This is a genomic window from Martinezella lusitana, from assembly GCF_014207095.1.
Classification (GTDB): domain Bacteria; phylum Pseudomonadota; class Alphaproteobacteria; order Rhizobiales; family Rhizobiaceae; genus Rhizobium; species Rhizobium lusitanum_B.
This window is the reverse complement of sequence record NZ_JACHBG010000005.1, coordinates 280,028-303,998: the sequence shown is the minus strand read 5'-3', so window position 1 is coordinate 303,998 and position 23,971 is coordinate 280,028. Positions and strand designations below refer to the sequence as shown.

General features: G+C 58.8%; 23 protein-coding genes and 1 tRNA gene. 14 read left to right on the top strand and 10 right to left on the bottom strand.

Translation table 11 applies throughout. The features are described 5' to 3' along the window. Nucleotides 1-67 precede the first annotated feature (67 nt). From GGD46_RS14080 to GGD46_RS14070, 3 genes are all read right to left on the bottom strand, one after another. Entirely contained in the window at nucleotides 68-1,747 is a 1,680-nt protein-coding gene (locus tag GGD46_RS14080) for an ABC transporter permease (protein WP_184704796.1), read from the bottom strand. Between the two features lie 11 nt (nucleotides 1,748-1,758). Beyond that, entirely contained in the window at nucleotides 1,759-2,718 is a 960-nt protein-coding gene (locus GGD46_RS14075; RefSeq protein ID WP_184704794.1) for an ABC transporter substrate-binding protein, read from the bottom strand. Nucleotides 2,719-2,852: 134 nt separating this feature from the next. Continuing rightward, nucleotides 2,853-3,923, bottom strand: a complete 1,071-nt coding sequence (locus GGD46_RS14070) for an ABC transporter ATP-binding protein (protein WP_184704792.1) — start codon at nucleotides 3,921-3,923, stop codon at nucleotides 2,853-2,855. A 193-nt stretch (nucleotides 3,924-4,116) separates the two neighbouring features. Between GGD46_RS14070 and GGD46_RS14065 the strand changes: the two genes are divergently transcribed. Continuing rightward, the gene (locus GGD46_RS14065) at nucleotides 4,117-4,779 is read left to right on the top strand and encodes a flavin reductase family protein (protein WP_184704790.1); all 663 of its coding nucleotides are present in this window, start codon (nucleotides 4,117-4,119) and stop codon (nucleotides 4,777-4,779) included. Between the two features lie 55 nt (nucleotides 4,780-4,834). On the opposite strand, the gene tetR is transcribed toward GGD46_RS14065, so the two are convergent. Further along, nucleotides 4,835-5,440 (bottom strand): tetracycline resistance transcriptional repressor TetR, encoded by a 606-nt coding sequence (gene tetR / locus GGD46_RS14060; RefSeq protein WP_184704788.1) that lies wholly within the window; start codon nucleotides 5,438-5,440, stop codon nucleotides 4,835-4,837. Between the two features lie 75 nt (nucleotides 5,441-5,515). Here tetR and GGD46_RS14055 point away from each other — a divergent pair, with 75 nt between their 5' ends. Then, on the top strand, nucleotides 5,516-6,697 hold the full coding sequence (locus tag GGD46_RS14055; protein ID WP_184704786.1) for a TCR/Tet family MFS transporter: 1,182 nt from the start codon (nucleotides 5,516-5,518) through the stop codon (nucleotides 6,695-6,697). A gap of 151 nt (nucleotides 6,698-6,848) precedes the next feature. Here GGD46_RS14055 and GGD46_RS14050 read toward each other — a convergent pair whose 3' ends face one another. After that, nucleotides 6,849-7,769: a DUF1003 domain-containing protein gene (locus GGD46_RS14050; RefSeq protein WP_184704784.1), complete on the bottom strand. Its 921-nt coding sequence runs from the start codon at nucleotides 7,767-7,769 to the stop codon at nucleotides 6,849-6,851. A 472-nt stretch (nucleotides 7,770-8,241) separates the two neighbouring features. Between GGD46_RS14050 and GGD46_RS14045 the strand changes: the two genes are divergently transcribed. Continuing rightward, on the top strand, nucleotides 8,242-9,198 hold the full coding sequence (locus GGD46_RS14045) for a phytanoyl-CoA dioxygenase family protein (RefSeq protein WP_184704782.1): 957 nt from the start codon (nucleotides 8,242-8,244) through the stop codon (nucleotides 9,196-9,198). 38 nt (nucleotides 9,199-9,236) lie between these two features. Here GGD46_RS14045 and GGD46_RS14040 read toward each other — a convergent pair whose 3' ends face one another. The 5 genes from GGD46_RS14040 to GGD46_RS14020 form a co-directional block, all read right to left on the bottom strand. Beyond that, on the bottom strand, nucleotides 9,237-9,722 hold the full coding sequence (locus GGD46_RS14040; RefSeq protein ID WP_184704780.1) for a DoxX family protein: 486 nt from the start codon (nucleotides 9,720-9,722) through the stop codon (nucleotides 9,237-9,239). Between the two features lie 18 nt (nucleotides 9,723-9,740). Beyond that, nucleotides 9,741-10,496 (bottom strand): DUF2063 domain-containing protein, encoded by a 756-nt coding sequence (locus tag GGD46_RS14035; protein ID WP_184704778.1) that lies wholly within the window; start codon nucleotides 10,494-10,496, stop codon nucleotides 9,741-9,743. 9 nt (nucleotides 10,497-10,505) lie between these two features. Beyond that, on the bottom strand, nucleotides 10,506-11,360 hold the full coding sequence (locus GGD46_RS14030) for a DUF692 family multinuclear iron-containing protein (protein ID WP_184704776.1): 855 nt from the start codon (nucleotides 11,358-11,360) through the stop codon (nucleotides 10,506-10,508). Between the two features lie 82 nt (nucleotides 11,361-11,442). Continuing rightward, complete coding sequence (locus GGD46_RS14025) at nucleotides 11,443-11,727, bottom strand: DUF2282 domain-containing protein (protein ID WP_184704774.1); 285 nt, start codon at nucleotides 11,725-11,727, stop codon at nucleotides 11,443-11,445. A 46-nt stretch (nucleotides 11,728-11,773) separates the two neighbouring features. Beyond that, nucleotides 11,774-12,040: a DUF2282 domain-containing protein gene (locus tag GGD46_RS14020; RefSeq protein ID WP_112341693.1), complete on the bottom strand. Its 267-nt coding sequence runs from the start codon at nucleotides 12,038-12,040 to the stop codon at nucleotides 11,774-11,776. Nucleotides 12,041-12,284: 244 nt separating this feature from the next. Between GGD46_RS14020 and GGD46_RS14015 the strand changes: the two genes are divergently transcribed. From GGD46_RS14015 to GGD46_RS13965, 11 genes are all read left to right on the top strand, one after another. Beyond that, nucleotides 12,285-12,851: a sigma-70 family RNA polymerase sigma factor gene (locus GGD46_RS14015; protein ID WP_184704771.1), complete on the top strand. Its 567-nt coding sequence runs from the start codon at nucleotides 12,285-12,287 to the stop codon at nucleotides 12,849-12,851. Further along, a complete protein-coding gene (locus tag GGD46_RS14010) occupies nucleotides 12,838-13,473 on the top strand; it encodes an NrsF family protein (RefSeq protein WP_184704768.1) in 636 nt (211 codons plus the stop codon). Before GGD46_RS14015 ends, GGD46_RS14010 begins: the two co-directional genes overlap by 14 nt. A 221-nt stretch (nucleotides 13,474-13,694) precedes the next feature. After that, nucleotides 13,695-13,768, top strand: a tRNA-Gln gene (locus GGD46_RS14005). 455 nt (nucleotides 13,769-14,223) lie between these two features. After that, entirely contained in the window at nucleotides 14,224-17,088 is a 2,865-nt protein-coding gene (locus GGD46_RS14000) for a glycosyltransferase (RefSeq protein WP_184704767.1), read from the top strand. Nucleotides 17,089-17,179: 91 nt separating this feature from the next. Continuing rightward, complete coding sequence (locus GGD46_RS13995) at nucleotides 17,180-18,157, top strand: class I SAM-dependent methyltransferase (RefSeq protein WP_184704765.1); 978 nt, start codon at nucleotides 17,180-17,182, stop codon at nucleotides 18,155-18,157. Beyond that, nucleotides 18,154-19,143 (top strand): class I SAM-dependent methyltransferase, encoded by a 990-nt coding sequence (locus GGD46_RS13990; RefSeq protein ID WP_184704763.1) that lies wholly within the window; start codon nucleotides 18,154-18,156, stop codon nucleotides 19,141-19,143. The genes GGD46_RS13995 and GGD46_RS13990 overlap by 4 nt, the downstream gene beginning before the upstream one ends. Nucleotides 19,144-19,148: 5 nt before the next feature. Beyond that, nucleotides 19,149-19,496 carry a hypothetical protein gene (locus tag GGD46_RS13985; RefSeq protein WP_184704761.1) on the top strand — a complete coding sequence of 116 codons (348 nt, stop codon included), beginning with the start codon at nucleotides 19,149-19,151 and terminating at the stop codon, nucleotides 19,494-19,496. 2 nt (nucleotides 19,497-19,498) lie between these two features. Further along, nucleotides 19,499-20,848: a glycosyltransferase family 4 protein gene (locus GGD46_RS13980; protein WP_210325558.1), complete on the top strand. Its 1,350-nt coding sequence runs from the start codon at nucleotides 19,499-19,501 to the stop codon at nucleotides 20,846-20,848. 3 nt (nucleotides 20,849-20,851) lie between these two features. Next, nucleotides 20,852-21,664 (top strand): ABC transporter permease, encoded by an 813-nt coding sequence (locus GGD46_RS13975; protein ID WP_184704758.1) that lies wholly within the window; start codon nucleotides 20,852-20,854, stop codon nucleotides 21,662-21,664. Next, complete coding sequence (locus GGD46_RS13970; protein WP_184704757.1) at nucleotides 21,661-22,908, top strand: ABC transporter ATP-binding protein; 1,248 nt, start codon at nucleotides 21,661-21,663, stop codon at nucleotides 22,906-22,908. The genes GGD46_RS13975 and GGD46_RS13970 overlap by 4 nt, the downstream gene beginning before the upstream one ends. 128 nt (nucleotides 22,909-23,036) lie before the next feature. Then, a complete protein-coding gene (locus GGD46_RS13965) occupies nucleotides 23,037-23,966 on the top strand; it encodes a class I SAM-dependent methyltransferase (RefSeq protein WP_184704755.1) in 930 nt (309 codons plus the stop codon). Nucleotides 23,967-23,971: the final 5 nt, after the last annotated feature.

Sequence of the window (23,971 nt, the reverse complement as noted above, 5' to 3'; positions counted from 1 at the left end):
TGGTTCGATCGGCCTTGTCGGGAAAAGGTGCGCCGACTGTTAGCCGGCAATGAGAATCGAAATCGTGCTACTCGGCAACGAGGCCGCTGCGGCGCAGAAGTGCGAGGAAGGCAAGCGGAATGAGCGTGGTGACGATGATTGTCACGAAGGCCATGGCCATGCCGAGGCCGATCGAGCCCTGCTCGAACTGCCGCCAGATGAAGGTGGCGATGGTCTGCATGCCGACGGGTGCCAGCACGATCGAGGCGACGAGTTCGCGGGATGCCAGGGCGAAGACGAGGAGCATGGCGGATGCGAGGCTCGGCAGCACCAGCGGCAGCAGGATGCGGCGGAAGGTCGTCAGCGTGCCGGCGCCGGCAACGCGGGCGGCGGCCTCGAGATTGTCACCGATCTGCTGGAAAGCGGCCGAGGAGTAGCGCGCCGTCTGCGGCAGGAGAATGCAGCAATAGGCTAGCAGCAGGATGATTGCAGTATTGTAAGGCGTAAAGGGCAGGCCGGGCATGTTCCAGACAAGGATCAGGCCGACGGCGACGACGATACCGGGCAGGGCATTGGGCAGCACGGTCATGATGTCGATCAGCATGCGGCCGCGCATCTTCGTCTTGACGACGGCATAGGCCGATGTGACGCCGATGAGGCCTGTCACGACGGCGGTGCCGATTCCTAGCGCCAGGCTGTTGCCGAGCGCGGCGAGCGCGCCGGCGCTGTTGCCGAAAACGGCTGCGAAATTGTCGAGGCCGAGATTACTGACGACGAGGCCGCGCGAGATCGTCTTCGACAGCGCGGTGGCAAGGATCGAGAGCATGGGCACGCCGGTTGCAAGGAACGAGACGATGCCGAAGGCCAGCAGAACCGGTGCCGTCATTGCGCCGAGCGGCCGCTTGTCCTTGTTCTGCGGCTTGCCGCTCACCGTCTGGTAGGAGCGTCGCGACAGGATCCGGTGCTGGATGAGGAATGCGATCAGCGAGATGACGACGAGGGTCAGCGACAGGATGGCGGCACCCGGCAGATCGATCGGCCAGTCACCGATACGGGTGTCGATGCCGGTGACCAGAACCTGGAAGCCGGCGCGGCGGCCAAGCGCTGCCGGCGTGCCGTATTCCTCGATCGCCGCGGCAAAGACAAGCAATAGGCTGGCGGCGAGGCCGGGGGCGGACAGCGGCAACGTGATGCGCCAGAAGGCGCGTGCCGGCGAGGCACCGAAGACGCGACCGACATCGGCATAGCGGGCGCCGACGGCCTCCACCGTGCGCGAGACGGCGAAATAGACGACCGGAAAGGTGTTGAAGGTCATGACCACGGTCATGCCCGTCAGCGAGAACAGGGTGGAGGCAAGATTGAAACCCGCGAGCTGCTCCAGATAGCCGCGCGGCTGCAGTGTCATGATCCAGCCGAGCGTGGCGATATAGGGCGGGATCATGAAGGGGGTGAGCAGAAGCACATCCCACAGCGGCGCGAAGGGAATGCGGTAAAGCGCACGCAACACGCCGAGGGGAACGGCGACGAGGGCCGAGGCCAGGACGACGGCGCATCCGAGAATGACCGTATTCGCGGTCATCCCCAGGAGCGCTTCGTCGGCCAGCGTCTTGCCGATGGCCGAGAAGGGTGCTGCAAACGAGCCTTGCCCCAAGGAGGGGAAGACTGCCTGCAGCACGACGGCGGCGAAAGGAAAGGCGACGATGATGATCAGCCCAAGGCCTGCGAGCCACGCTGCCGGCATCGGAGCGCCTGTTCCCTTCGTCTTCATCGCATAAAGCCTTACTTGCTGCCGAACAGATCGCCGACCTGTTTCAGGATTTCCTTGCGCTTGCCGTAGGCGGCGTTGAGGTCGTAATCGAGCAGCTTGAGATCGCTGACGAGGGGACGCGAGGCCGGGATGTCGGAGCGGGCGGGCATCAGGAAGGTGCCGGCGACGAGCTTCTGGCCCTCATCCGACAGCATGTAGTCGACGAATTTCTTGGCCTCATCCTGATGCTTCGACCAGTTCAGGATCATGACCGGACGCGGTGCGATGACGGTGCCTGATTGTGGGAAGACAACGTCGATGCTTTCGCCCTTGGCCTTGGCGGCGAAGGTGATGTAGTCGACCGCGCCGAAGACGGCTGCCTTGGCGCCCTGCAGCACCGGGTTCAGCGCTTCTGCATTGGCGCCGGCAACGATGGCGCCGTTACCTTTGAGTTCCCTAAAGAGCTTATAGTCGTCCTTGCCGCCGAGGGCCGCCGTCAGTTCGAAGGAGGAGCCGGACTGGGCAGGATCGGGAATATTGACGAGATCCTTGAACTCGGGCTTGGCGAGATCGGCCCATTCCTTTGGCTGGGACGTGCCGCTCTTGGTGTTCCAGGCGATGCCGAGCGCCGAGACGCCCTGGGCAACCGCCGTATCGGTCTTCAGGAATGCCGGGACTTTTTCGGCGTTCGGGCTGGTGTAGGAGACGAGCCAGCCGCGCTTGGCGAAATCGGTCGCCGTATCCCAGGAAGCCGAGATCAGCACGTCGACGACGGGGTTGGCGGCTTCGGCCTCGATGCGTGCCATGACCTTGCCGGTCGTTGCCTGGAAGACGTTGACCTTGATGCCGCTCTGGGCGGTGAAGCCGGCGGAAAGCTTGTCGATGAGGTTCTGCGGGCCGGCGGTGTAGACGGTGATATCGGCACGGGCGACGCCAGCCAGAAGGGCGGTCGACAGCGCAAAAATGGCAATGGTTTTCAGCGATTTAAACATGGTTTCCTCTCTATGGCTTCGTGATGTTCCTGCTAGAGCCCTTTCGCTTTTCTCCGAAATCCAGAAAGGCTCTATCTCCTTGTTTTTACGCAACTCCGGGCGCAAAACCGCTGCGCACTTTTGCTGGAGTTGCTCTAAAACCACAGGATGCCGTTGGCATCGACCGAAAGACCGATCTGTTCACCCGGCCGGATCTTGATCGGGCTCAAAACCTGTAGTTCAACGCCCGTCGTGCCGTGCAGTGCGGCGGTGACCAGGTGGCCATCGCCCCTGAAATGGGAGCGCAAGGCCGTTGCCGGCAGGCTCGGCCAGGTGCTTTCGCCGATCGAGATGGCGCGTGTCGGAATGAGGATCCTGGCCTTTTCCTGTCCAGGACGCGCCGCGTTCGTCAGGACATGTGGGCTTCCCGCAAGCCGCCAGCCATTGTCGCGCCATTCCAGATTCGCCGTGCTGCCGAGCCGCAGGAATTCGGCGACTTCAGGCGATGCCGGGCTTTCGATCAGGATATCCGGCGAAGCGAGCTGGGCTATCTCGCCGGACCGCATGATGGCGACCTCGTCTGCGAGCGTCAGGGCTTCGCTATGGTCATGCGTGACATAAATTGCCGTCAGTCCAAGTGTGGCGATCAGCTCGGCAAGTTCGCCGACCATGTTTTCGCGCAGCTCGCGATCGAGGTTGGAGAGCGGCTCGTCGAACAGGACGAGCTGCGGCTCGGCGACGATCGCGCGGGCAATCGCGACGCGCTGTTGCTGGCCGCCGGAAAGATCGCTCGGGCGTCGTTGCGCGAGCGGCGCCAGGCCGACGCGTTCCAGCGCCCGCATGGTGCGCTGCTCGCGTTCAGCCTTCGAGACGCCGCGCATTTCGAGCGGAAAGGAGACATTGCCGCCAACCGTCAGATGCGGCCAAAGCGCATAGTCCTGAAAGACCATGCCGAGATTGCGCTTTTCCGGCGGTACGAAGGTATTCGATGTCGCATCGGCAACCACTTGGCCGGAAATAGCTATCTGGCCTTTCGTCGGTGCAAGTAGGCCAGCAACCAGGCGGAGCAGAGTCGTCTTGCCGCAGCCGGAAGGGCCGAGCAGCGCCAGCGTCCGTCCTTTGGCGAGCGAAAGATCGATACCACGCAGAACGGCCGTCTTATCGTAATGAAGTTCCAATCCCGATGCCGAAACGGCGGTCTGGATCCGGTTCGTGTCACTTGTCATTTAAAAATCAGCGTTTCTAAAACTACAAGCCTGAGTAGAGGCGGCGCATGACAGCTGCATGACAGTGGCGTGACGAATTTACTGCGGGACGTTCCCGCAGTCCGGCATCCAACCGAGCTGTATAGTTCGGCCGTTATCGAACTATTCCATGCGTCCGCAGGATTACATTGCGATTCCAAAAGGAGAATTTGCAATGTTGACGAACGCAGCCGAATCCACGCCAAGCGAACATGAACACGAACACATCGTCATCAAGCCGAGTGTGCTCTATGTCGGGACCCCCGTTGCGCTGATCACGAGCCTCAACGCCGACGGCACGACAAACATCTCGCCCATGTCTTCGGCTTGGGCACTATTTGACCGCATGGTTCTCGGCCTGACAGCCACGAGCAAGGGGCGGGAAAACGCTATGCGCGAACGGCAGCTGGTGTTGAACTTCCCCTCTCCGGATCTTTGGCCGAAGATCGAGGCTCTCGCTCCGACGACAGGATGCAATCCCGTTCCCGCGCATAAGGAAAAGATCGGCTATCGTTTCGAGGCCGACAAGTTTGATGTATCGGGCTTTACGCCGCAGGCGTCCGAGCTCGTCCGGCCGTTGCGCATAGCCGAATGCCCGATTCAACTCGAAGCGGAGGTCGTGGCTTCGCACGCTCCTGGCGGCGAGCGGCCCGCGGAGCGGCAAGAGGGCTTCTGGATCATCGAGACGAAGGCAATCCGCGTTCACGCGCATCGGGACATTGTCATCCCGGGCACGAACCATATCGACACCAGCCGATGGAGCCCGCTGCTTTATGTATTCCGGCACTATTTCGGCACTGGCCAGGATCTCGGTCGCACATTCAAAGCCGAAGCGTGATGCGCCTGCGACCACCTGCTCGGATCGTTCCTCCCGGCCTTATGGCGCCGGCGGGTTATTTCGTAGTTTCGGCGCCGCGGATCAGCAAATCGAGACCCCGCTCGAAAAATGCCTCGTGCCCATTCGCACGATAATGCGCGATCGCCTTGGCAAGATTCGGATGGCTTTCAGCGGCGGTGTCGAGATCTGATCGGTCCGATGCGTCTGCCGTATCGGCCTGTTCTTCCAGAACGCAGCCCACCACATAGCGACCGATCGCGATCTGCAGCTCCAGCGCCTGACCCGGCGTAAAGCCTGCCTCGCACAGGCAGCCGAGCTGGATTTCGATCGTGTCGAGATCCGAGGGATCGGCCTCCGTCCCAGCGTGGACGCGGGCGCCGTCGCGCCATGTGAGCAAGGCGGAACGGAAACTGCGGGCATTAGCGCGCAGAAAATCCTGCCAGGTTTCGCCGGGAAGGGGAGTGCGGCGCGTGTGGCTTCGCTTCAGCATCTCGATATTCATCGCCGCCAGCAGGTTCTGCTTGCCCTTGAAATGCCAGTAGAGCGCCGGCTGTTGCACGCCGAGGCGCTGCGCGATCAGCCGTGTGGACAGCCCGTCGATGCCCACTTCGTTCAATATGGTCAGTGCCGTGTCGACGATCTGGGCCCGGTCGATTTTCATCGCGTCTCCAATTGACAGCTTTGAGAACGTAATTTATCAGCGATAAAGTTCCTTATCAATGATAAGTTTTGTGCTATGAACAAGATGCTTTTGACCATTCTCTCCGTTGTCGTTCTCGATGCCGCAGGCACGGGCCTTGTGATGCCGATCTTGCCGGAACTCCTGCGTAGCGTGGCGCATACGCCCGATCTCGGCTGGCGTTACGGCGCGTTCCTCTCGCTCTATGCCGCGCTGCAGTTCCTCGCCGCCCCCGTCCTCGGAACATTGAGCGACCGTTATGGGCGTAGGCCTGTGCTGCTAATCTCGCTGGCGGGCGGAATGATTGATTATGCCTTCATGGCGTGGGCGCCTGACTTCTGGTGGCTGTTCCTCGGGCGTGCCGTTGCCGGTCTGACGGCCGCAAACGCATCCGTCGCTGCGGCATGCCTCACTGATATTACACCCGAGGAGAAGCGCACGCGTGCCTTCGGGTTGCTCAGCGCCTGCTTTGGCATCGGTTTCATTCTCGGGCCCGTGATCGGCGGCGTGCTTGGCACGGTTTCCGTTCGTGCGCCCTTCGTAGCGGCGGGGCTGCTCGTCATGGTGAATTTCATTCTGGCGCTCGCGATTCTGCCGGAAACGCGCAGCGTGAGGCCGGAACGTCTCGATCCGGCCGCTTTCCATCCGCTCGCGCCGCTGCGCTGGATCGGTGCGTTTCCGGTACTGCTGCCGCTGCTTTTGATGTCAATCATCCTTAGCATGGTCGGCGAAATCGGCGGAACCGTCTGGGTGCTCTATGGGCAGGACAAGTTCGCCTGGGATACTGCGACCGTTGGCCTGTCGCTTGCCGGTTTCGGCCTCTTCCACGCGCTCGCCCAGGCCTTTGTCGCCGGTCCTTTGAGTGAGCGCTGGGGCGAGCGGCGAGCGCTCATCGTTGCGATCATCTGCGATAGCGCCGCCTATATCGCTATCGCCTTCGCCACGCGCGGCTTCATCGCCTTTCTTCTCTTTCCGCTGTTCTGCCTCGGCGGCATCGGTCAGCCGGCGTTGCTGTCCATGATGACGCAGCACGTGGGTGCGGATGAGCAGGGACGTCTGCAAGGCGTATTGGGCAGCTTGACGAGCCTTGCATCCGTCATCGCGCCGCTCGCCATCAGCGAGATCTACTTCGCATCCAGGTCCATCTTCCCTGGCCTTGTCTGGGTTCTCGGTGCTCTGCTTTATCTTGCCTGCATGCCGATGTTGTTCGCGACGCGGAGGAAAACGGCCGACGCGTGAGTTTGGAAGCCTTGCGGATCGGGGTACGGCATTTCACGTGAAACGCCAGACCTCCGTCACAAGGAGGAGGCCCGACACAGAAGAGCGGGCCGAGTGGCCCGCTCTTTGGCAGCGTCACAGTGGAAGCAGGGTTGCACCGCGCCCTCCCAAGTCAATTCTCGGAATCGTCCGAATCGGGATCCTTGGCCTTGACGAACAGGCTCTTCAGGCCGCTCGTTTTTGCCTTGGCCGCCGCCTTGTTGGTTTTCAGCGCGCGCGTGGCGGCCTTGGCCTGTTCCAGCATCATCTCGATCTGAATCTGCTGGATTTCGGTAAGGCGCTCCCATTGGCGATTGAGGAGATGGTCGACCTTTTCATGCAGGTGGCGAATTTCCAGCTCGGCCTTCAGGTTCACCTTGTAGTCGTTAAGCGCGTGCAGGCGATCCTTCTCTTCCTGGCGCCGCTGGCTCATCATGATGACGGGCGCCTGCAGTGCAGCGATCGTCGATAGAACCAGATTCAAGAGGATGAACGGATAGGCATCGAATGCCTCTTTCTCGCCAATGATGACGTTAACGGCCATCCAGACCCCGAGAAACAGACAGAACGAGATGATGAAGGTCCAGCTGCCGCCAAAGGTGGCGACGGCATCGGCCATACGGTCGCCGATGGAGCGGTTGTCTTCGTAGTCTTCTTCGATGTTCTCGGCGAGCGTATCATGCGTCTTCAGGCTCTCGACCACCTCGTCTTCGAGGTTGGAAAGCTCGCCTCGCTCGACCGTCAGAAGTTGGGCGATATACTGGGCGCGATAGTCGTCCATGACCTTGCGGCTGACATAGTCGTCGGCGCGAAGCTCGGGATGCTTCAGCCGCATGAAATCCGCCAGGGATGGGCGGAGGTCATCGACGTGCACCGCATCCTTCTTCTTCAGCGTCTGGCCGGTAATGGCATCGACGAGTTTGACAGACTTGGCCTTCGCCCGGGCAAGGCTTTTGGTATAATCGTCCATCTCCACTATGGTCGCGGCTTCGCCCTCGCCGGCATCGAAATCGACTATTCCTTCGGTAGGATCAAGCGTCTTGGTGTCTGTCATAAAGGGGGGGCCTCTTCCATGTCTTCCCGCTCATTTAGCCAACAATGCCAACAGGAATGTGACTGTTACAAGACTGTCAAATCGAAGTCGCCATCAAGCGTTCCCGCGCGCTTTCGTTGTCGCGTTTCCGTTTGAAGCTGCCGGATATCTTATAATGCCACTGTCCTAATTAACGGCAAATGGGATGTGTCGTTCCCGCATAGTTTTGGACCGCCTCGTCTTTTCGCACACTATGGCAACTGCGCGGTGATTTCCCAACCGCTCCAAAAGCACCGCGTGTCGGCGCGGAAATTTTCTGCGTTTGAATCAAGTTTATGATTTTCCAGCCTCTTGACCGAAGGCGGCCGACTTCTATTTGCTGCGCTGCACAGCACATTCGCTGGCGCGAATAAATGCCGAAGTCTCAATGATTTAATAACAACGGGGTGTTGGGCCTGTTGCCGAAAACTGCACATGTGCGGAGAGGATAACTATGCACAATTTCCCAACAGCAGACCTGGAGTCCGTTGCTCGACGAGGCGGGCGCTTCAAGCGCATGGCCGTCAGGATACCCACCTATCTGACCGATCTTCGGGAAAATCCGGCCTGGTTGCCGATGTTCCTCCTTGCCCGAACCTTGCCGTTTCGGCGCATGCACTGGTTTGCCACCCGACAGCGCGTCAAGCTTGCCGCTTCCGGTGCATCGATGTTTGCAGGTGTCGATCGCAAAGATGTCGTTGACGCCCTGCGATCGGACGGGATCTTTCCCGGCCTGACGCTGCCCGATCATATCCACCGTCAAATCGCGGAATTCGCGCTTACCACAAGCTGCTTCGGCAATTTCAGCCGGAAACTCGAATTCGCCGCCGGAGACCATAGGGAAGCGGAAGCGCGTTTCGAACGCCCGATCCTCAGCGGCCACTTCTTCGAGCGCTCGTTGGATTGCGAGGCCGTCATGGCGGTGCAGCGCGACCCGCTGCTGATCGATGTCGCCAGGCAATATCTCGGCGGACAGGCCAAGGTGATCACCACCCGTATCTGGTGGAGTTTTCCGACGCAGGCTTCGGAAGCAGACCGAAGCCTGGCTTCGCTGGACAAATATCATTTCGACCTCGACGACTGGCGGATGCTGAAATTCTTCTTCAACCTGGTCGATGTGGACGAGGGCACCGGCCCCCACGTCTTTGTCAAGGGAAGCCATAAGCGCCGCCGGGTGCGGCATCAGCTGACCTTGCTCGTCGGGCACCCGGCAAGCGAGGTGCTCGATTATTATGGCGAGGCGAATGCGCTGACGCTGACCGGCAAGGCCGGATCCGGTTTCGTCGAGGATCCCTTCGGCTTCCACATGGGTACGGTTCCCACGCAAAGACCGCGCCTGATGATGGAAGTCGGCTTCGGCGTTTCGAAACCGTCCCGCCGCCGCTTCCATGGGGAGCCCGTCTTGCGGTAGGTGCGTCCGCGCTCCCCAACCATCCGTTTGCTTCGATATCACACCGCCCGGCCGAACCGCCGGGCGATGAAATGGTCGAGCGCGATCCGGCCCGGGCCGCCCGCGATGATCACCAGGAAACACGTGGCCCATGTCCCATGCGTGGGCCATGCATCCGGATAGACGAATATCTCGATCACCAGCGTCATGCCGAGCAGCGCCAGTGCGGAAAGCCGGCTCGCGAAGCCGATGACGAGCAGAATGGGAAAGAAGTGCTCGCTGAAAGCGGCGATGTGTGCGGCGATCCACGGATCGACGAAGGGCAGCTTATATTCCGTCTGGAACAGATAGACGGCATTGTCGGTCACATGCCAGCCCTCCACCTTCGTTTGGCCCGACTGCCAGAAGACGGCGGCGATCGACAGCCGCGCTATAAGCGCGATCAGATCATGCGGGATGCGGTCGAGAAGCCTCAAGGCGCTGTAGAGCCTCTGAGGCACGGTTTCGCGTTCGGCCGTGGTGGCCGTCATCATTCGGTCTTGCATGTCGGTTCTCCCTGGCGCTCAGCAAATGCCTGTGAAGGCGCCGGCGGCGAGCGCGCCGGCAAGATTGGCGGACAAGTCGAAATCTGCGGCCTCGGTAAGCGCGCTCTCGAATGCGCTGGCCAGATCGATGCCGGCTAACAGCCCTTCAAGAAAGACCGCAGCACCCGGCGGCAGCCTATGTACCTCCACAGTCATTTGCGGACGGATGACAAGCGCATCTTCGGCTATCCAATCGTCGATCTCCCCGAGCTCCATCTCGCCGGCGTTCATCGCCCAGATGCTCACTACCGGATGGGCGGAGCGAATGATCCAGGCGGAGGGGTGCGGGACAAACCGCAACCTTTCCAAGCGTTCCGGCTCGATCGTCGCCAGCAAGGTGGCATCGAGCGGCATAGCGTCGGCAGCGTGATAGGCTCTGCCTCGCGCCGCTTCCAGCCTGAGGACGTCGGGCAGATAAGGAACCTCGCGGGCAGGTTCGAAACGCTCGACGAAACCGGCGAAGTCATCGCCATAAGCCAGCAGCAACGGCGATTGCGGCGGATGCAGGCGGACGAATTCATGCGCCATCCCAGCGAAAAATTCCTCGCCGACAATTCTTTCGGCTGCAGGGAAGCGCGAGGCGAGGGCACCGACCAGCCCGACGGCAACGTTGTTGCGATAGACGCCGAAACGTCGCTCCGGCCTTGGACCGTTCCATGCCGCCAGCCCTTCGGGGACAGCTAGATCAAGGTCCACGAGTGCGGCGGCGAATGCGGCCTGGGTGACAAGTGACATGACTCCTCCTCACGCCGCCCGGCGTTCAGCAGCGCGACGCAGGATGGCGCCGGCAGCTTCGGCTTCGGCCCGAAGAGCCGGCCATTCGGGCACGTCATTGTCCCATTCGACCAGGCTGGCGATCGGGCCTGTGCGAGCGATCAGTTCCTCATAGAGTTCCCAAACGGGATCCTTGACCGCCGTATCGTGGCTGTCGATCAGGAGCCGCGCGCCGGCATCGTCAGTGGTTTCCGAATGGCCGCTCAGATGGATTTCGCGCACCCATTGGACCGGAAAGCGCTTGAGATAGTCGTGCGGATCCAGCTTGTGATTGGTGGCGGCAACGAAGACATTGTTGACATCCAGCAGCAGGCCGCAGCCGGTGCGACCGACGACTTCGGCCAGAAACTCCGTTTCCTCGATCGTGCTCTCTTCGAAGAGCAGATAGGTAGCCGGATTCTCGAGCAGCATCTGGCGGCCGAGCAGCGTCTGTACCTGATCGATATGGCTGCAGACCTGAGCCAACGTCGCCTCTGTATAGGGCAGGGGCAGCAGATCATTGAGAAAAGTGGTGTCGTGGGTCGACCAGGCGAGGTGCTCTGAAAAGCTCTCGGGCTCGTAGCGGTCGCAGACGATCTTCAGGCGGGCAAGGTGGTCGGCATCGAGCGGCTGCATCGAGCCGATGGAAAGGCCGACGCCATGGATGGATAAGGCATAATCCTGCCGCAGCCTGCCGAGCTGGGCATGCGGCGGGCCGCCGGCGCCCATGTAGTTTTCGGCATGGACTTCGAAGAAGCCGATCGGCTGGCTGGTGGCATCGATCGCAGCGAAATGTTCCGGCTTGAAGCCGACCCCGGCACGGCGGGGAAGTTCTGACGGTTTCATGGCAGGCCTCCGTTCGGATGGGCTCGATCGTGGAAGGAGGGCGGCGCGGGGACCGTGCGCCACCCTGCGTCAACGCGTTTGGTCAGACAGGTGCCGGACCTTGCATCATCGTGCCATGGCCGTTCGGCGTCTTGATCGCTTCGCAGGTTCCTGCCGGAACGAGCTTCCACGAATTGCGCTGATAATCGATCTTCGATGTGCCGGCGCAGGTCGTGCCGGGGCCGGCGGCGCAATCATTCTGTCCCTTGAGTGCGATGCCGTAGCATTTTTCCTTGGCGTCGGCGGCCGAGGCGGTGGTGACGCCGGCGGCCAATGTGACGGCTGTTGCGACCGATGCGGCCAAGGCGACTGCGGAAATCCTGCTCATGACAAATTCCTTACATCAACTGATTGATCGGTGATCGGGCTTGAAATCAGGCCGGGGTCAGTGAGCCGTGGCCCTTCGGGGTCTTCATGGAGGTGCAGGTGCCGGTCGGAACCAGCTTGAAGGACATCTTATCATAGCTCATGGTCGATTTGCCGGCGCAATCATGCTTGCCGGCTGCGCAATCGTTTTGGCCCTTCAGCGCAACGCCGTAGCACTTTTCCTTGGAGTCGGCTGCCGATGCCGGGACAGCGATGGATGCAAGGGCCGATGCGATCGAGCCTGCAATAGCTAGGGTGATGATGCTGTTCTTCATGAATCTGTCTCCTAGATGGATACGAGCCGTCATTGGCTTGCATCGAGGTCTACGGAGATGGCGCGGGTGATGTTACAGCCCGCGTCGAAAAAATTTTCCGATCTCAAAATATTCTGTGCCGGCTATGTGTCCCGGCCGATCTGACAGCTGATCGGCCATTTCGGTGCGGAAACCGAAAAGACTTGAAAAAGAAGGACCGTTGCCGGTAACGAAATGCTGCGGTCCTGCGTAGAGGAGATATCGGGTGGGCCATCCGGCGCGCGAAGAGGAATGGGCAGTCTGGATGCGCGCCGCCATTGGCGGCGATGGGCAGGCATACCATCGCTTCCTGTCTGCGGTGACGCCGCATCTGCGCGCCATGGCGCGCCGGCGTTGCGACCAGTTCGGTGCGCCGCCGAGCGAAGCCGAGGACGTGGTTCAGGAGGTGCTGCTTGCCATCCACCTGAAGCGCGGAACCTGGGACCCGGCCCGGCCGATCGGACCTTGGCTGTCGACGATCGTCCGCAATAAGCTGATCGACAGCCTGAGACGGCGCGGACGGCATGCGAATGTGCCGATCGACGATGTGATCGATGTTCTCGAAGCAGAAGAGCATGTCGATTCCTTGGATCGGTTAGATGTCGACCGCATGTTGGAGCAGTTGAAGGACCCGCAAAAGACGATCGTGCGTTCGATTTCCGTCGAGGGAACGAGCGTACGGGAGACCGCGGATCGGCTGAAGATGACGGAAGGGGCGGTGCGCGTCGCGCTGCATCGCGCGCTGAAAGTGCTTGCGGCCCTGTATCGGAGTGAGACCAGTGAAAACCGATGACCTTATCCATCTTCTGGCGCAGGATGCGCCGGTCCGCACGCGGATCGGCAAGGCCCTGACCATGGCGGTCATCGCGGGCATCCTGATCGCCGGCGGCCTCTTCTTCGCTATGATCGGTTTTCGCGCCGATATCGACACCGCGATGGAAACGGTTCGCTTCCTGTTCAAATTCGTCGTGACGATCGCACTTGCCGTGACGGCCTGCGCCCTCGTCTTCCGCATCGGGCGGCCCGGGGCATCGCTGCGTTTGTGGGGTTGGCTGCTTCTGACGGCACCGATCCTCTTGCTTGCCGCTGTTGTCGCCGAACTGGCCGTCATGCCGGCGGACAGCTGGAGCGCGCGGATGATCGGGCACAATGCCCGCTTTTGCCTGACGCTGATACCGCTGCTGTCGATCGGCCCGCTCGCCTGCTTCTTGTTTGCGTTGCGCCAGGGAGCGCCGGAGCGGCCGGGTGTCGCCGGAGCCGTCGCCGGCCTTGCCGCCAGCGGCATCGCCGCGACGTTCTATGCCTCCAATTGCACCGACGACAGCCCGCTCTTCGTGCTGCTCTGGTATCCGATCGCGATCGCCATCGTAACGGGTATAGGATATGTCCTCGGCAGGCGCCTTCTGCGCTGGTAAGCTGCCTTTTGGCTCACGACGGCCAAGAATAAGCGCCGCTTGCCGGCCCGGCCCATGGTCCGTGATATTCGGAAACCCCGCTGCCGGCGCGGCGAAGAAGGGGCATTCGCCACCGGCTTTCAAAAAATCGCATTGGCATGCGTTAAAGTATTTGCATCCGCGGCAAATTCGATTATAGAGGCGCAACCTTCGCCGCGAACGCAAAATTGCTTCGTAGCCGTTGGGGAATAGTTCAATGGTAGAACGACGGACTCTGACTCCGTTAATCTTGGTTCGAGTCCAGGTTCCCCAGCCAAATAAATTTCACCTGATAAGTCTACTCTCTGCCTGCAGCCTGCTATCGGATTTCATAGCATATTCCAAAACGCTGGCTGCAACGGTTGGGCAATTTTGGTGTCGGCACCGCCTGAACCGGTTCGGCCCTGATTTGGCCAGTCATAACCAGTCCGGGTCGTGGCATGGGTGATGCTGCAGACGTCTACGCGCGACCCGAAATCAGAAAATACCCCCTTCTTTCAACGCGGCCGCCGGTTCGGCTTTTGCGAATGGGTTGATCGCGCCCCGCCGCCGCGCTAGGGAATGCCACATGTTAGATTGGTGAGTGAAGACGATAGCCAGCAGATTTCGACTGCCGCAACGGCAATCAGCTTTCTGTTCAGCTTGTCCAGCGCCCCGATCGAAGTCAAAATTCGGTCAGTAAGCTTGCATCGCCTTCCAGGCGAAACAGGTTAATGGAGACACGATAACGGCATGCCATTCCATTCAATTATTGTTCCGACATACAACCAGGACAAGTACATTGGCGCAGCCCTGGAAAGCATAATAAGTCAGACCGATCCTGACTGGGAGGCTATCGTCGTGAACGATGGCTCGACCGATTCGACGCGCGAGATCATTGAAGCATATGCAAAAAGAGACAGCCGCATCAAATGCATTCACCAGGAAAACGGTGGTGTTGCACGCGCGCTGAACACGGCGCTTCAGCATGTCACGGGCGATTGGATACACTGGTTGAGCTCTGACGACCTGTTCGAGCCAAACAAGCTTTCAATCAACCGTCGCTGGATTGCGGCACACCCACAATCCAGTTTCTTCTTCTCGTATTTCACTCTGCTGCGGGAAGCGACCGGAGCTCTGGAACGGCGTGATCTATGGGGTCCGGTGCCGGTCGAAGATCATCAGATCCTCACGCTTTTCTATCGGAATTACGTAAGCGGTATTTCAATCTGCGTCAGGCGAACGGCATGGGAAGATGTCGGCTTTTTCGACCCTGCGCTCCGTTACGCCCAAGACTATGATCAGTGGCTGCGCCTTCTGCAGAAGAACAAGGCTACATTTGTTTCCGAATGGACGGTCATCAGCCGAAATCATGCCGAGCAGGGCTCGGAGACATTTCCGGCAGCCTGCTATTTCGACACCGCCAAGGCTGCAATCCGATTTCTAAACGAGCATCCTTTTCAGGCGCTGGTTCCCCATGCGGATCTGACGCGTGAGGAGACGGCGCTCAAAGCCGTTTCCGAGGCGCTCGACGTTGCTTGCGAAGCCACTGCATTTGTCTACGCCATGGGCGTGCATCCAGCCCTCATACTGCGCATTCTGGAATGGGTATATTCAGCCCCGTGCAAGTGGCCGGCTGTTCGTGAATTGGTCGAGGATCGGGTTCGCGGCATGGCCTTCGAGCCGGACGACAGCAACTGGAGTTGGATGTGGAAGCAGCTTACGCTCTCGCTGACGAGAGCGGAGAGGCACTTCGCCTACCAACCAGTGAACCCGGTAGACGTCGCGCTGCGAGAATGGGAAGCGCGGATTGGTCGCGAGGGCTCAGATGCCCGCTCTTTGTCGGATTATCTATCCCGGTTTGACAACGTCGAGGTTGAAGGCAGTGGCTTGGGTGTTTCTCACCGAGCACGCGTTGCCCTGTTGACCAACCGGAGCCTCGATGACGGAGCACCGCTCCTTATTGCTGCAAGGCAGCTTCTGTCGCTTGGCTTACGACCTGTCATTCTGGCGGTAGGCAACGAACCCAGCACGCCTAACTGGAGTGTTCGCGGCGGCGTAGCCGCGGTTTCGGTCGAGCGCTTTGATATGAATACCTTGCCTTGGCTTGGAGATGTCGATCTCGCCGTCTATTTCGATGGTATAGGCCGCAATTCCTGGCTTGGTTCACTTGCTGCGATCGACATGGGTGGCGATTCCGATGTTGAGGAGATCGTGAAGGCCGTTTCTGCGGTTCTGAATTATGACAAGGAACCAGTTCGGCCCGTGGTTTTCCTGGAGCGAGTGCTCACGGGCGGAGGCGCCGAGAGGGTGGTGCTTGACCTCACCCGGCACCTCGACCGCCGGCGCTACAAGCCCGAAATCTGGACGATGTTTGAGGAGCACAACGCGGTGCCGGACCTTGGGCACGCATCGTTTCGTCTCATCACTCAGGAAGAGGTCGTCGAAACTTCTGGTGTCGTTGTGAAAAACATGCGCGGCGCAGTAGGCATAGGACAAAAGATCTATCACCGAATGCTGAACGAGCGACTGCGCGAGAAGCTGGCAGTCGGCAGGACGTTGCGTGGCATCTGGCGATCGAGGCATCGGCGCCAGATCATCCCGCCAAAGGCCGAGATGCCTGCAGACTTCTCCGTGGGCGGTGAAAAGCTTAGTCTCATACCGTCCGTCATTCACCATCAAATTCAGGCGCAGGCCCTGGGCAAGGCAACCGCCAATCTTCCTGCCGGCGCTGTGGTGATAGCTGTGATGGAGGAGGCTTCCGTCGCTGCGTGGATGGCCCAAGCCGAAACCTCGTTTCCTTACATTGCCTCGCTCCACACCATGGAAAGCTTGTGCATCGACGATATCTATAGGGAGCCACAAAGGATCCGATCGGAGAGGTGGTTTCTGGCGAATGCATGCCAAGGGGCGAGGAAGGTGACCGTACCTTCTGCGGGCTGCAAGGATGATCTGGTTGACGTTTTCAAGGTGGGCGGTGGTCTCATAGATGTCGTTCCAAACCCGGTTGATTGCTCCCGCATCCGCAGGCTGTCGTTCCAGCGCTTGACCGCCGTTCAGGATTGGGTCCGGAAATCGTCCGGATTCCGGCTTGTTCATGTTGGGAGGCTTGATCCGCAAAAAAACCATGAACTGCTGTTCCTGGCGTGCAAAGAGTTGATGAACGCCGAACGCGATTTTTCACTTGCTTTGGTCGGTGATGGCTGGGCTCGCCCTGCTTTGGAAAAGCGGATTGCGGAACTGGGGCTTACAAATCACATCACGCTGGTCGGCGAGCAGGAAAACCCGGCGCCTTGGATCGCAGCTGCCGACGCTCTGACATTGACATCCCACTTCGAGGCTTTTGGCCTGGTTTTGGTCGAAGCAATGATTTGTGGAACACCCGTTGTCTCGGTGGATTGCCCTGTTGGTCCATCCGATGTATTGGGTGGCGGAAACTTCGGTATGCTTGTTGACGAGGCTTCTCCAAGGGCTTTTGCACAGGCGATATCAACATTGATGGACAGCCCGGGGCTTGCCCAACAACTTAGAGAAAAGGGTTACGAACGCGCACTTGCTTTCGATGTCAAACAGATCGTGCCAGCTTGGGAACGCCTGATCGATGCGCAAGGCCTATAGATTCGTGCGGTTCGTTTCAAATCACATGAAGACAAGAATTCGATCCGGCCTGAGGGCCGTCAGAAATCGCCTGCGCGCTGTCAATGGGCTGATGAAGCCTGCGGTTGGATTGTCCGGCTATTCTACCGACGCTCTGGCGGAAGAGCTGGCAGGACGAATGTCCGGTCAACCGGGAAATCCGTGCCATGATATTTTCTATCGGCATGGCTTCCATATGCTGCGCAAGCACTTCTACCTTCCCGTGCCGGATGACACCGACAGGCTGGATGAGTTCTGGGGCAAGCCTTCGGAGATGGTCGGCATTGATCCGAACGAGCCTTTGGCGTTCGAAGTCATGGAAAGCATCTGCCCGAAATACCTGCCGGAATTCCGGGAGCGCTTTCCGATAGACGGGCCGGTCAACCCGCCTGGCTTTTATCTGATCAATGGCGGCTACATGGCTGTCGACGCCCATGTCCTCTATTGTCTTATCCGGCATTTCAAGCCCAAGCGTATCGTCGAGATCGGCAATGGCAATTCGACATTGCTGTCGATCGCGGCGGCTGACAGAAACAAGGCGGAAACGGGCCAGAGGCCCAAGGTTACATCAATCGATCCCTACCCGTGGCCAATGTTTCAGGGCGGCTATGCGGGTCTCGATGAACTGATCCCAGAGCGTGTGCAGGACGTGCCGGTTTCCTTCTTCGAGGAACTGGAAGAGAACGACATGCTGTTCATCGATTCCAGCCATGTGATCCGCAGCGGCAACGACGTTCACTACGAGTTCCTGGAAATCCTGCCGCGGTTGAAGCCCGGCGTGCTCGTGCATGTGCATGATATCAGCATGCCCAAGCCTTATCCCAAGGTCTATTTCGAGAACCAGCTTTACTGGAACGAACAGTATCTCCTGCAGGCTTTCCTGACTTACAACAATCGCTTCGAGATTGTCTGGCCGGGGAATTACATGATGATCAATCACCCTGACAGGATGTTGGCGGTGTTCCCCGAGTTCAATCGCATGCGGCAGGACTATCCGATGTCGGAGCCGAGCGCTTTCTGGATGCGGGTCAAGCCGGGTGCAACGTCGTGAGCGAAGGCGTGAGCACCTGTCCGATCTGCAGCCGCGGATCACTCCAGCCGTCCGATGTCTCAATTCACTTGCCTGAGGTGCTAAACCAGTGGCAGGCGGCTATCCCGGAACAGCTGAAGCCTGAAGTATGGGACGATTATCGATCGGTGGGCGATAGGCCAGTTACACTATACACATGTGACGCGTGTGGTTTTGGTCAGTTTCATCCCATCGTGGCTGGTACTTCGAATTTCTATCAGGCGATTGCCGCTGTCGACTATTACAACAATGACAAATGGGAATTCGACGCTGCCGCCAGCGAGATCGAGAAGGCGGGCGCGCGCTCGATTCTTGACGTTGGCTGCGGCTCAGGTCTGTTTCTCGACTATCTGAAGGCGCGGCTTCCGGAAGCTTCGCTGTTCGGATACGAGCTGAATGAGCAGTTGCTGCTCGATCTCGCCAAACGTGGCTATGGCACATTGCCGGTCGATCCTGCGGCTTTCGCTACAGCGGATGGCGCTCCGCTGCAGTTCGACGCGATTTGCATGATGCAGGTGCTGGAGCATGTCGATAACCCAGTGACTTTCATCGAGACCTTTTTGCCGCTGTTGCGGCCGGGTGGGACGTTCGTCATCACCACTCCCAATTCCGAAGGACCAATACGGGCGTTCCCGCGGGCGCTGACCGAGGTGCCGCCTCATCATACGACACGTTGGACCGAGCGGAGCTTCCGCGCATTGTGTGAAGCACATCAACTGGATGTATCTGCGGTGCGCTTTGAGCCGCTCCCTGACTATCTGTGGGACTCTTATTTACCTGTCGTATGGGACGAGCCGATCTGGCCTGCGCTCATTTTCGATCCGTTGGCGAGGGGGCGGGGTCTTGAAGATGTTGGTCAGCGCGCCGGCTTTGCGGCGACTGCCATGCGCGCCGCCGGCATCCGCTGGCTGCAGAATGTAGTCGGCCATACAATTCTTGTTTCCGCTACCTCCGCGGATCAACGGTGATCGCCATGTTGAAGTCGCTCAGAGCCGCAATCCTCAATGCTCTCGGCATTACAGCCCTGAGGGCGCAATTGAGTAGCGTCGAGAACAATATCCAGAACAATGTAAGCGCCACGAACCGGATTTTGGCGGAGCAGGAGTTGCGTGCTGCCGGATGGCATGCGGCAACGACGAATCGTCAGCTGAAGCTCGAGCAAACCTTGCGGAATGTCGAGGTTTCTCTTCAACAGATAACAAAGCAAATCGAGTCTGGGGCAAGCAGGGATGAGATGCGCCTGCGGGAACTTGGTCTCGAATTGCAACGCCTGGGCCAGTTGGTAAAACAAGTCCGGGATAGCGGCCAAGAGTTGAGTTGATTATGGATACCTTTGACACCGATCGGTATCCGGGACGACCCAGGATCCTCTTTGTGGGATTCCCGGAAAGTTCACACACGCATTCCTGGATCGACCTTCTGGCAGACGCATCCTTCAACGCGCGGCTTTTTGCATTACCTTCGGCGGATCCTCCGGCTGACTGGCCTGTCAAGACCTATGTGACCTTCACCGGCGGCGCCAACCAAAACAGACCCGACCGAAAACTGGTTTTTCCGCCGGCCGATAGCACTCTGATGGGGTTGGCGGTAACGGCGCGAAGCGCACTTGACCGCGGGATCCTTTCGGCGCGACCACGCATATCCCGTTTGGTCCATGGCGGCGTCAGGCTCGCTGAAAAGATTGGCGGAAATGGCCAGCCGACAACGATCGAGGCGGCTCTGGCAGCCGCCATACGGGACTGGCAACCGGACATAATCCACACGCTTGGCTTCGATTCGGCGAGCTATCTTTATCTCCGCGCCCGCAAGCAGTTTGGGCTTGAGGGTTTGGGCCGCTGGGTAGCGCAGGCGCGTGGAGGGCCGGATCTTGCACTTCAGCGGTACCAGCCCGAATATCGCGAATTGATCGAAGAGGTGCTGCGCACCTGCGATCACTTCATAGCCGATAACCAGCCAAACTACGACTATGCGCTCACCGCCGGACTCACGCCTGAGAAAATGCTTGAACCGGGCATGGGCGTGGTATCGGGCGCCGGTGGTATGGACATAGATGCGCTTCGTAGCATGTGGACGCTCCCGCCATCGCAGCGTGAGAGGGTAATTCTGTGGCCAAAGGCCTATGAGACCTACACCGCGAAGGCGATGCCCGTGTTTGAGGCCATCATCAATGTTTGGGAGCAGATCCAGCCCTGCCGCATCGAGATGATCTGGATGGTGCAGCCGGACATCAAGATTTGGTACGAAAAGATGTTCCCGCCGCACATCAAGATTCATTGCCCAACGGCGGGTAGGCTGACGCGGGAGGAGACTTTGAAGCGGATTGCGTCGGCACGCGTCATGCTGGCGCCCTCGCTCAGTGACGGCATTCCCAATACGATGATGGAGGCGATGGCCCTCGGCGCCGCACCTCTGGTATCTCCGCTTGATACGATCGCGCCCGTTGTTAAGAACGAAGAGAATGTGCTATTTGCGCGCAACCTCTACCCGGATGAGATCGGCGAAGCTCTCGTACGCCTTATGACGGACGATCAGCTGGTTGATCGCATGGCCTCGAATAATCTGGTGCGGGTACGGGAAATGGCAGACAGGCAGCAAGTCAAGCTCCGAGCCCTTTCCTTCTACGAAACGATTGCCGAAATGTCGCGCATCCGTCGCAAAACATCGGAAAACTGATCTATGTCCAACGCTTCTGCGACCGCTTTTCTCTTTAGCAGCCTCAGGAAAAACCGTCGCCTGCTCCTTGAAATGGCGCGTCGCGACATCTCCGATCGCTATGCCGGCCAAATGCTCGGTTCCGTTTGGGCTGTCGTGCATCCCGTCATGACTGTGCTGGTTTTCATCTTCATCTTCGCCGTGGTCTTTCGGGTCAAGGTGGATGACACGCTGAAAATACCCGGTGATCATACGCTGTACATGTTGTCTGGCCTTATTCCATGGCTGGTCATCGCCGATGTATTGGGCCGCAGTTCCTCGATCATTTCGCATCAGGCGTCGCTCGTGAAGCAGGTGGTTTTTCCGGTAGAGATCCTGCCCGTGAAAATGGTGCTGGCGACCTTGCCGACCTTCCTGATCGGCTTCAGCGGGCTGTTGATTTATGCGATGGCAACGGGCCGCATATCATTCGGTATCCTGCTGTATCCTTTGGCGGCCGTACCGCTTTACCTTTTCTTGTTCGGCGTTGCGTTTACGCTGTCGGCAATCGGTGTTTTCCTGCGCGATATCAGGGAAGTCGTTCAAATGTATTCGCTGATCGGCGTCTACATCGCTCCGATCTTCTATTTCATGGACTGGGTGCCGGCCGCGGTAAGGCCCGTGCTCTATGCCAACCCCGTGACGCTTTTTATCGAGACGTTCCATGACGCCGCTTACTACGGCGGCATCAGGAGTTGGTTGGTCTGGATCATTGCAAGTGCCGTCGGACTCCTCTCCACATGGATTGGCGCTACGATCTTTGCGCGGCTGAAGCCGCATTTCGGGAGCTATCTGTGAGCGAAAACAAGGAAATCGCCGTCAAGGTCAGCGGACTCGGCAAGATGTACCGCCTCTACAATCGTCCATCGGATGTCTTGCGCGAGCTCGTCACCCGCAAGACGCGGCATCGCGAACATTGGGCTCTGAAAGACATCGACTTCGACGTTCGCCGCGGCGAAGTCGTGGGAATCATCGGCCGCAACGGCGCCGGCAAAACCACGCTGCTGCGCATCATCGCGGGTACGCTCGACCACACGGTTGGTACCGTCGACGTGCGCGGCCGCGTCTCGGCGATCATGGTGCTCGGCACCGGCTTCAACATGGATCTGAGCGGGCGAGAGAATATTCTCTTAGGCGGCCTGTGCCTAGGCATGACCCATCAGGAAATCTCGGCCAAGACCGATGAGATCATCGCCTTCAGCGGCTTGCAGGATTTCATCGAGTCGCCCTGCAAGGAATATTCGAGCGGCATGGTTGCTCGCCTTGCCTTCAGCATCGCCGTCAGCGTCGAGCCGGATATTCTGATCGTCGACGAAGCGCTTTCGACCGGAGACATGATCTTCAATGCCAAGAGCTACGCCCGTATGCGCGAAATCGCGCGCAGCGGCGCAACCGTCCTGTTCGTGACCCACAGCCTGCAGCAGATCTACGACCTCTGCGACAAGGCCATCCTGCTGAACAAAGGCACCGTCGCAGCAACAGGCAAGCCTCGGAGTGTCGGCTATCTCTACGAGCAGATGGTTCATGAGGAAATGGCAAGCCTCCACGGGGCTGATTCAGCGCCTTCTATGGAAATTGGCGCCAGTACTGCCGATAACACGCGCAAAGCGGAGGTCGTATCGTCGACAATTATGGATGTTGACGGTGGGGTCGCGCGTTATCTTGAAGACGACAGGACTTATCATCTCGTGATCAAGGTGAAGAGCAATGTCGACATCTCCTCCGTATCCATAGGCTTTGATATCCGAACGCAGACTGGCGTCCAAGTCTATGGTACATCGTCCGCCTTTTGCGTCAATGCAACGGATCTTTCGCTGGTGGCTGGCCAGGTGAGGGAATTCAAATTCGAGTTAACGCCGCGGCTGAACAATGGCTCCTACTTTGTTTCTGTAGCTGTGGCCGAGTTCATAAGCGGATTTGAATCCAAGGAGCAGTATTCGCTGCTTCATTTTGTCGGCGACTCATTAATCATAGAATCGCGCAGCGCCACATATTTTCCAGGTCTCGTGAACTTGGAAAGCCGCTTAATCGACCATAGCTGAACATAGCAAGGCGCGAGAAAAGGCCCTTTGCGGTGGCACTTTAGGACGCGATATCAAGGAGAGGATTGGTTTTGAATCCGAAACATCTAGAACTTCTTAGTTGTCCCACATGTCAGTCGGAACTTCGATTGACGGAGGCAACCGAGGTAGGTGGGCGCGTCAAGAGTGGACGTCTCGTCTGCAGCCAAAGCCATTCGTTTCCAATCGTTGAATTCATTCCACGCTTTGTCGACGCCGGACATTACGCCTCCAATTTCAGCTCTCAATGGGATGCCTGGCCGGAGCTGCTGTCGCTATACGACGGATACGGCGAACGTTTTACCAAAGAGACGCGTTGGGGATCCGATTTGTCTGGAGCTGTTATGCTTGAAGCAGGCTGCGGCGCTGGTACCTTTACGCCATTTGCAGCAGCGACGGGTGCAACAGTCGTGTCGTTTGATTTATCCCAGGGCGTGGAGGCGAACTATCGGCGTTCCGGGCATCTGGACAATGTACTGATTGTACAAGCGGACATCTTCTCGATACCTGTCAAGAAGACAATCTTTGACTACGTTTTCTGCTTCGGTGTTCTGCAACACACACCGGATCCTAAAGCCGCATTCCTGTCGCTTGCGACCTGCCTTAAGGCAGAGGGGAAAATTGCGGTGGATGTATACACAATGCCGCCGGCTGGACACCCCTATGAGATTCTTTGGAAGAACAAGTATCGAGCGCGAAAGCTGGTGCGCTCGCTTTCCGATGAAACCATCCTTAAATTGGTCAAGGGTTATGTGAATTTGATGTGGCCTTTGGTGAAGCGCTTGGCGGCGAAGCCAACGGATCGTCGAAGGAAAATAAATCGCTTCTTCCTGTTTGACGACTACAAAGCCCGGCTGCCCGGTATGCTCGAAAGTCGGTATCAGTCATTTGCCAAGCTTGATATCTATGACTTTCTCGGCCCTGCATACGACATACCCGCCACACAGGCGGAGTTGCAAGGCTGGTTCAAAGAGGCTGGTCTTTCCCAAATCGACGTTCATCCGGGCTACAATGGTCTGGAAGGACGCGGTGTGCGATAAGGCTA

Excerpts from the sequence above, each read along its gene's own strand:
- GGD46_RS14080 (WP_184704796.1), bottom strand. The coding sequence starts at position 1,747 with ATGAAGACGAAGGGAACAGGCGCTCCGATGCCGGCAGCGTGGCTCGCA.
- GGD46_RS14075 (WP_184704794.1), bottom strand. The coding sequence starts at position 2,718 with ATGTTTAAATCGCTGAAAACCATTGCCATTTTTGCGCTGTCGACCGCC.
- GGD46_RS14070 (WP_184704792.1), bottom strand. The coding sequence starts at position 3,923 with ATGACAAGTGACACGAACCGGATCCAGACCGCCGTTTCGGCATCGGGA.
- GGD46_RS14065 (WP_184704790.1), top strand. The coding sequence starts at position 4,117 with ATGTTGACGAACGCAGCCGAATCCACGCCAAGCGAACATGAACACGAA.
- tetR (WP_184704788.1), bottom strand. The coding sequence starts at position 5,440 with ATGAAAATCGACCGGGCCCAGATCGTCGACACGGCACTGACCATATTG.
- GGD46_RS14055 (WP_184704786.1), top strand. The coding sequence starts at position 5,516 with ATGAACAAGATGCTTTTGACCATTCTCTCCGTTGTCGTTCTCGATGCC.
- GGD46_RS14050 (WP_184704784.1), bottom strand. The coding sequence starts at position 7,769 with ATGACAGACACCAAGACGCTTGATCCTACCGAAGGAATAGTCGATTTC.
- GGD46_RS14045 (WP_184704782.1), top strand. The coding sequence starts at position 8,242 with ATGCACAATTTCCCAACAGCAGACCTGGAGTCCGTTGCTCGACGAGGC.
- GGD46_RS14040 (WP_184704780.1), bottom strand. The coding sequence starts at position 9,722 with ATGCAAGACCGAATGATGACGGCCACCACGGCCGAACGCGAAACCGTG.
- GGD46_RS14035 (WP_184704778.1), bottom strand. The coding sequence starts at position 10,496 with ATGTCACTTGTCACCCAGGCCGCATTCGCCGCCGCACTCGTGGACCTT.
- GGD46_RS14030 (WP_184704776.1), bottom strand. The coding sequence starts at position 11,360 with ATGAAACCGTCAGAACTTCCCCGCCGTGCCGGGGTCGGCTTCAAGCCG.
- GGD46_RS14025 (WP_184704774.1), bottom strand. The coding sequence starts at position 11,727 with ATGAGCAGGATTTCCGCAGTCGCCTTGGCCGCATCGGTCGCAACAGCC.
- GGD46_RS14020 (WP_112341693.1), bottom strand. The coding sequence starts at position 12,040 with ATGAAGAACAGCATCATCACCCTAGCTATTGCAGGCTCGATCGCATCG.
- GGD46_RS14000 (WP_184704767.1), top strand. The coding sequence starts at position 14,224 with ATGCCATTCCATTCAATTATTGTTCCGACATACAACCAGGACAAGTAC.
- GGD46_RS13995 (WP_184704765.1), top strand. The coding sequence starts at position 17,180 with ATGAAGCCTGCGGTTGGATTGTCCGGCTATTCTACCGACGCTCTGGCG.
- GGD46_RS13985 (WP_184704761.1), top strand. The coding sequence starts at position 19,149 with ATGTTGAAGTCGCTCAGAGCCGCAATCCTCAATGCTCTCGGCATTACA.
- GGD46_RS13980 (WP_210325558.1), top strand. The coding sequence starts at position 19,499 with ATGGATACCTTTGACACCGATCGGTATCCGGGACGACCCAGGATCCTC.
- GGD46_RS13975 (WP_184704758.1), top strand. The coding sequence starts at position 20,852 with ATGTCCAACGCTTCTGCGACCGCTTTTCTCTTTAGCAGCCTCAGGAAA.